The 7,574-nt window shown below is 54.0% G+C and carries 3 protein-coding genes; 2 read left to right on the top strand and 1 reads right to left on the bottom strand.

Features of this window, described 5'->3' with window-relative positions; genetic code table 11:
* Positions 1-310 precede the first annotated feature (310 nt).
* The gene (locus tag AC0QH1_RS13085; protein ID WP_324631589.1) at positions 311-739 is read left to right on the top strand and encodes a hypothetical protein; all 429 of its coding nucleotides are present in this window, start codon (positions 311-313) and stop codon (positions 737-739) included.
* Between the two features lie 40 nt (positions 740-779).
* Here the strand turns inward: AC0QH1_RS13085 and AC0QH1_RS13080 are convergent, their stop codons facing one another.
* Complete coding sequence (locus AC0QH1_RS13080) at positions 780-5,129, bottom strand: response regulator (RefSeq protein ID WP_324631588.1); 4,350 nt, start codon at positions 5,127-5,129, stop codon at positions 780-782.
* A 912-nt stretch (positions 5,130-6,041) separates the two neighbouring features.
* Here AC0QH1_RS13080 and AC0QH1_RS13075 point away from each other — a divergent pair.
* Positions 6,042-7,481, top strand: a complete 1,440-nt coding sequence (locus AC0QH1_RS13075; RefSeq protein WP_324631587.1) for a sensor histidine kinase — start codon at positions 6,042-6,044, stop codon at positions 7,479-7,481.
* Positions 7,482-7,574: the final 93 nt, after the last annotated feature.

Genomic DNA, 7,574 nt, shown 5'->3' with positions numbered 1-7,574 from the left:
ACGCCTTTGCTACCGACATTTCTGCATGATGCAAGTCTGCCCTCACGGGATGTTAAGCCCCTTTCATTTGGGTCAAAATGAGAGTTGGTGATAGGAGTTTATCATATCATTGCGGCTAAAGCCGCGCCGGGAGCTTGGTAGCCCCGCTCTAAAGAGACGGGGCTACCAAGCTCCCGAGTTTTTTTCGTGTACTGGGAAGCGCTCGAATTTCAACCCTTACCGTGAAGCGGAACTGTAGCGGATCCCCCTCGTCAAAACTCGTAGAATGAAGGTAATCAATATTACCGCAACCGAAGGGAGGTTTTCAGCCATGAGAATCAAAAAATGGTGGATAATTCCACCTGGATTGGCGCTATTGGGGAGCCTAGCCGCTCCGGGGTGGAGCCAACCGAAAGTGGTGACCCTTTCCACAGACATGCAATCGGATCCCCTAGTGCTGCAAGGCACCTCTGGAGGGTCTCTGAGTAGTGACTGTGGGTATATTAGCGAGCAACCGAGTCAAACCTTGGAGCTAACCGAGCAATTTTCCTACTTGAGATTTCAGGTAGAAAGCGAGGGAGAACCCACCTTACTAATCGACGGACCCGGGGGGCGGTTTTGCATTTTGGGGCATAAAGAAGCCGGAGAGGTGCCAGAAATGTCCGGGTTGTGGATGCCCGGGACATATAACATCTACGTAGGCGATCGCCAGCATGAAGCGCATCCCTACCGCCTCTCCATCACAGAAAGGCCCAATTAAATCGGCATCGCCGCAACCACCATTGTGCAAACCAATGGGATTACACCTGAGACAGTTCACGTTGCAAAGCTGCTTTCACCTTTTGATACTCAATTTTGAGTTGCGAAAAAATCTCCGCCGCCTCTGGGGGGGGAGGCGATCCGGCTGCTTTGCTAGCGCGGCTCATATATTCAAGCTGCTTGCTCAATCCAGACAACTCCATCGCACCGAGAGCTGCACTGGTAGACTTCAGGGAGTGGGCCGACTCTTGTAACTGAGCCACATCAGACGCTTCAATGGCCTCAGTCATGCTTTGCACCAATTTAGGTGCTTCCACCAAATAGATTTCGATCGCCTCTTCAAGCACCTCGATTTCGCGCAAAGACTCCAGAGTTGAGGGATTGAGAACCGCAGTGCGATCGCCAGCGTTACCGGGTTTAGGATTGCGCGGGGAAGCCTTCGGGGCAGAAGCAGCCACCTTGGGTGCAGAGGAACTCGCCTTGCCCGAGTGCGATCGCTCTTCCACCGCCGTTCCCGAAGCGACCCCTGCCCGGACCGGTTCGCGGCGCTGTGCAGGACTCGCAATTGGTGCCGCCGGAGAGTCGAGTAGCTGTTGGTTTGGCTGACATAAAGACAGAGCTTGCACCAGTTCCGGCATGCGGATCGGCTTGCTGATATAATCATCCATTCCCGCTTCCAGACATTCCTCGCGATCGCCCTGCATGGCATTTGCCGTCATCGCAATAATGCGCGGCTTATACCCCAGAGTTTCCGTCTCCCACTGCTCGCAGATAGTCCGCGTGGTGGTCAGCCCGTCCATTTCCGGCATATGAACGTCCATCAGCACCACATCATAAGGCTGACGGTGAAGCGCTTGCAGCACCTCCAGCCCATTGCCGGCCACATCTGCGCGATATCCCAGACGCTGTAAAATCTGCAATGCCACCTTCTGATTCACCAAATGATCTTCCGCCAGCAAAATCCGCAAAGGTAGCCGATGCCCCATCTGCGGATCGATCTGAACCGAAGCCGAATGCAAATCCCGAGAGCGAAGCGGCACGCCGCCAAAAATCCCCGCCACCACATTGTACAGATGCGATTGCTTGATCGGCTTATTCAGAAAAGCCGCCAACTTCACCTCTGGAGCGCCTTGGGGATTGTTCTCTTGTCTGCCGATCGAAGTCAGCATCACCAACGGCAAATCGTCCCCATTCGGTAACGCGCGCAGTTGCCGTGCCAAAGTCATCCCATCCATATTGGGCATCTGCATATCCAGAATTGCCAGATCGAAGGTATCCCCCGCTTCCAGCCACTCCAGAGCTTCCGCCCCCGAGGTTGCCGCTTGGGGGTTCATGCCCCAGAACACGGCTTGGCGACCCAAAATTTGCCGATTGGTGGCATTATCGTCCACAATCAGCACCCGCTTACCCGCCAATTTCGGCTGAGTGTCATTCAAATCCACCGGCAAGGTATTGGGTGCTTGTTCGGCGATCGCCGTAAAATAAAACGTCGAACCCGGGGATTTCGGTTGCTCCTCTTGCTCGTGAGAATCCCCCACCCAGGTAAACACACTTTGCTCCTCATCCTCATCCATCTCGCTGGACCACGACAGCCCAACCGCCGCCGGCAACTGAAAATCTGCTGGGGGATCCCCGCCGATCGCCGAACCGCTGACCACCCACATAGTTCCCCCCATCAGTTCGCTCAGGCGCTTGCTGATTGCCAACCCCAGACCGGTGCCACCATACTCGCGGGTAGTGGAAGAATCCACCTGAGAAAACGACTTAAACAACCGATCCATTCGTTGTTGCTCGATGCCAATCCCCGTATCTCGGATCGCAAATTGGATGCGGTGATGAGAACTCACAGAGGAGAACCCGGAATCTCCGTCCCTTGCCAGTTCCTGTTTGTCGATTTCGGCTGCTTCATCTTCCGTGACGGGAGAAGCGCTAACCGACACCACCACTTCGCCGGTTTGGGTAAATTTCACTGCATTACTGAGCAAATTCACCAAAATTTGACGCACCCGGGTCACGTCCCCCACAATAATTTCCGGGGTGGATGGCTCCATCAAATAGGCCAGTTCCAACTCTTTTTCGGAAGCTTTCGACGCGAGTAAATCGAGAGATTCCTCAATACAGACCCGCAGGTTAAACGGTTGCTGTTCCAGTTCGAGTTTGCCCGACTCGATTTTAGAAAAGTCGAGGATATCGTTAATAATCGTCAGCAGGGCATCCCCACTGCCGCGAATCGTTTCTACGAAGTCGCGCTGTTCGGAATTGAGGGGGGTATCCAGCAGCAATCCGGTCATTCCGATCACTGCATTCATCGGGGTGCGGATTTCGTGACTCATGGTAGCGAGAAACTCGCTTTTGGCGCGGGTGGCGGCGAGGGCCTCGTCGCGGGCGCGGGCTAAATCTTCCGCTGCTTGACGGCGCTCGATTTCGCCGCCGATCCACTGCGCCATCAGTTTGAGCAGTTCTTTATCCACCGCTTTGAAGGGGCGCTGTAGGGCAAAGGTGCTCGAAAAGCTCAGGGTGCCGTACACCTCGCCATCCACAATCACGGGGGTGCCGATATAGGCGTCTTGTTTGAAGGGGGTGATGGTGGGATTGTTGTGCCACCGGGTGACGCTGACGGATTCGAAGTACAGGGGTTCGTTTTGTCGCAAGGTTTCGCGACAGTAGGTTTGATTGAGATCGAACAGGTCCCCGGGGGATATTGCGCGATCGGGGGACTGGGCGGCGACGATTTCATAGCGGATCCCTTTAATCCGCGATAAAATCGCAATGTCTAACCCAAACCGCCGCCGCCCTAATGCCAGCAACCCTTCTAGCCGTTGTTTGAAGCTCAGCTTCCGCGATGAGGTAATCTTATACAACGCCCGAATTGAGGCTTCGCTTTCTCGCAGTTCTTCGTCGGTTTGCTGTCGCTCGGTGATGTCGCGGGAAATGGAGACCACTTCCAATACGCGATGGGTTTGCGGATCCCGCACGGTGCGCGAGGTGGTTTCAAACCACACTGCTGGCCCATTTTTGTGCCGCATCCGGTAGCTGACGGTGTAGCTGACTTGCCCGTTCATAATCGCGGCGTGGCATTTGCCGATCGCTTTCATGTCGTCGGGATGCACGAATTCGTAAGCAGACCTGCCGATCAGTTCGTCGGGTTCGTATCCCAGCAAAAACCGACAAGCGGGGGAAACGTACACAAACATCCCTTCTGGGGTATGTCTGGCAATCATGTCTGTGGAGTTTTCCGCCATTAACCGATAGCGGGCTTCGCTTTCTTGCAGCTTTTGTTGTGACTCGAACAGGGCATCGAGCATTCCGTTAATGCTGTGTGCCACTTTGGAGAGTTCGTCTTCGCCGCCTAGTTTCAGGCGCATGGATAGATCCCCGCCGTTTCCGGAGGTCATCTGTTTGATGGATTGATTCAGCAGGGTCACGCGCGAGACTACCAGTTTTTCTACCAGCAGCAGGGTCAGGGCGCTAAATCCTACGCTTACCGCTAGCAGGGGCCACACTAAATATCGAATGCTTTTTTTGCCTTTTTGATAGCTTTCTCGCGGTTGAATGATTTCTAATAGCAAGACGTCGTTGCCGTAAATGTCCTCGATCGCGGCATACCCTCCGAGGTCGGTTTCGCTGAGCGATCGCAGTTGTACGGCGTCGCTTTGCGCTATCGGTGGGCTGACGATTCTCTCGTTGGAATTCCGGTTCTCGGCAGTTATCCCAAGGGCTTTTCCCAGGTTTTGCAGGTGCGAGGGGAGGTCGCTGACGGGATACGCTCGCAAGGATAATTGCATCAGCTGTCCGATGCGATCGATTTCTCCGGCGTTTAAGTGGCGTCCGACAATTAAGGTGCCTCGCTCTGGATCCGCCGCTTGTCGGTTGAGAATCGATTGTGCGGCAATTAGCATCGGCCCTGTGGGCAGCATCACGATGCCTCTCAAGGGGGGCGCTTTCCCTGGGGCGGGGCTGTTCTTCCCGGATTGCCCGTATCCGGCTATCAGTTTTTCTATCTTCTCTGGTAGGGGGATGGGCTGGTTTTGTTGGCGATCGTAGGCTTGCGTGAAAATCGGTTCCCCGTTCTCGTCAAGCAATACCAGCAGGTTGAGGTTGGATTGGGTAAATATTTCGTTGCCGAACTCAGGGGCTAAAGATTTCGCCCCTGGGGCGTCGCTGTCGGAAGCGGGATTTTCCCATTCCACTCGCGATCGCGCTGTGGTGTTAAGCTCGGTGATGGTTTCATCGAGTGCCTGCAAGGCTCGGGTTACTTCCTGGCGCGCAACAAGAGCGTCGAGGGCTTTGAATTCAGCCAATAAAATACTCGATGCGGTGCGATAAAGCGCTACGTTGAGACCGACGAGCGTCGCACCAAAGATTAATAAGATTTTCTGACGCAGTTTCATAGAGTGACACCCTCATCGTATCTTGCTGCCCATTGCTCAGTCGCGTACGCCTTTCCAGTTTACCGATAAGCGGCTGGTCAAATACCAGTATTCCCTGGGGCTAAATGCCGCGATTGCCGCAGTATTGCCTCTCACTGTTCGATCTCGATCCGCTTTCCCCATTATCCTGTTTTGCAAAGGCTCAGTGCTCGGGTTCTCCCCCTAGAATATCCCGAGGGAATGCACCCCCCTGGTTTCCCCTACTCTGGCCATCTCCTCGGGCAACCTTTTTCTGGAACACCCTCTCCCGGCGATATTTGGCTGTGCTGTTGGTCTTTTCAAGCTTAGCTTGCCTGACGCCTCGGTGCTGGATCTGTCCTCGGCATCGGTTGTCAATTTTTAACATTTTTTTAACTCAACTGGCAGTGCCCCAAGGGGCAGGCTGGCGGTCAAACGGTGCCCCGCTTGCCTGACCCCTTCTGGTCTTCGCCAACCTTCCCCCCGATGGTTTTTTCCCATGTTTTTCTTTCGTCTTGACAATTTTCTGACTTTGTGGTAATTAAACGCTGCCGGGGGCAATGATGAATGTCTTTAGCCCCCACTGGTGCAACTCTGGCCTCATAATTCCCGCGATCGCCTCTCTATCCAACAGATGCCCAGGGAACTACTCTTCTCTCTGGCGGCGATTTTATCTCCTGTAGAGAAAAATGCCTGAGATTGAGCAGGACTTACCCAGCCTGCCCCACGGGTAGGGTGGGCCACTGGTTGCCTATCGGTTATTGATGTGCTCAATTGGACAATATGCGGTTGTCCTAATTGAATTGAAATCGGCATGGGGTCAGATTGAATGAGATAAAATTCAGAAGACTATCAGCGCATTCTCAGATTTACTGGCTAAGCTAAATCTAAAGAGTTCGAGTGGGTGAGAGGACATTGCTAAGTTGGTTGGGAAAACAAAGCGCACCCCTGTGGCGCAAGATCGATCTCCATTCCCTGCAAGTGCGTCTGACGGCGGGCATCGCCGCTGTCTCTGCTTTGGGAATTGGGTCGCTGGCGATCGCGACGAGTTGGCAGATGCAGCAGCAACTGGTTTTTACCCACAAGCAAAATGTCAAGTACATTTTCCAGCGCTTTGCCGGGGATGTGGAATACTATAGCGCAAGGCAAGCTGCCACGACGGGGTTGCAACCGGCGATCGAACGCCTGAGTGCCGATAAGGTTCTGCTGTGGGTGAAAGGTCCCGATGGGGCGATCGTCGCTCAATCCAAGGCGTTAAGCGGTCGAACGGATACTCTGGATGCGGCGTTAAAGCGTTTGCCTGCATCGGTGACGATTCCGCAAGCGCAATTCCTGAAGGGTCGCTATTGGTTGTGGTGTAGTGGTTCCCTGACGGTGAAGGGTACTCATTTGGGGGAACTGTATGTGGCCCAGGATATTACCCAGGATTATCAGATGTTGGTGGGGATTATTCGCAGTCTGAGTCTTGCCAGTGTGGCGGCGATCGCGGCTATGACTTTCGCGATCGCACTCTATGTGCGGCGATCGCTCCAACCTCTGTGCCAACTGAGTCAGATGACCAATGACATCTCGGCAGAGGATTTGGGCAAGGTGCGGATGCAGTTGGACAATGCTCCCACGGAGGTCAAGCAATTGGCTCGCACTTGCAACATGATGCTCGATCGCTTATCCCAATCTTGGGAACATCAGCGACAATTCGTTAGCAATGTTTCTCACGAGCTTCGCACCCCGTTAACTATCGTTTCTGGCTACATCCAAAGTCTGAAGCGGCGCGGCAACAATCTCACCGAACCGCAACGGGAAGCCCTAGGCATTGCCGCCGCTGAAGCCGATCGCACGATTCAGTTATTGCAGGATTTGCTCGATATGGCTCGCGCCGATAGCGGCTACTTACACTTTCATCTAGAACCGATTTCCATCCCCGATTTAGTCGCGGAAGTGGCATCGATGGCACGGCAATATAGCAACCGTCAGATTGCTCTGGATTGCCACGCCCTCCCCTTCCCCGCCCTGGGCGATCGCAATCGCTTAAAACAAGTGCTGCTCAATTTAATCGATAATGCCGTTAAGTATTCTCCAGACCATACCCCCATATCTGTACGAGTTCGCCCGCAACACCAGGCGATCGCTATTGATATCGGCGATAAAGGTCCGGGCATTCCCTTGGCACAGCTTCCTCGCATTTTCGAGCGCTTTTATCGCATCGACGAAGCGCGATCGCGCTCCACTGGCGGCACTGGTTTGGGACTCTCGATCGTCAAAACATTAGTCGAAGGCATGGGCGGCACCGTCACCGTGCACTCTAAACTCGGTGATGGCAGCGTTTTTACAGTGATTTTACCCACTAGTTCCTAGCCCTCCCCACCGCATCCTTGTGCCAATCTGGCGTCAAAAAAGGGTTGTCTCCCTTGACAAAAAAAGGGCGATCGGCTACAATAAGCCTGTGGC

The sequence above is a fragment of the Phormidium sp. CCY1219 genome (assembly GCF_055795085.1).
This window is presented reverse-complemented; position numbering and strand designations above follow the sequence as displayed.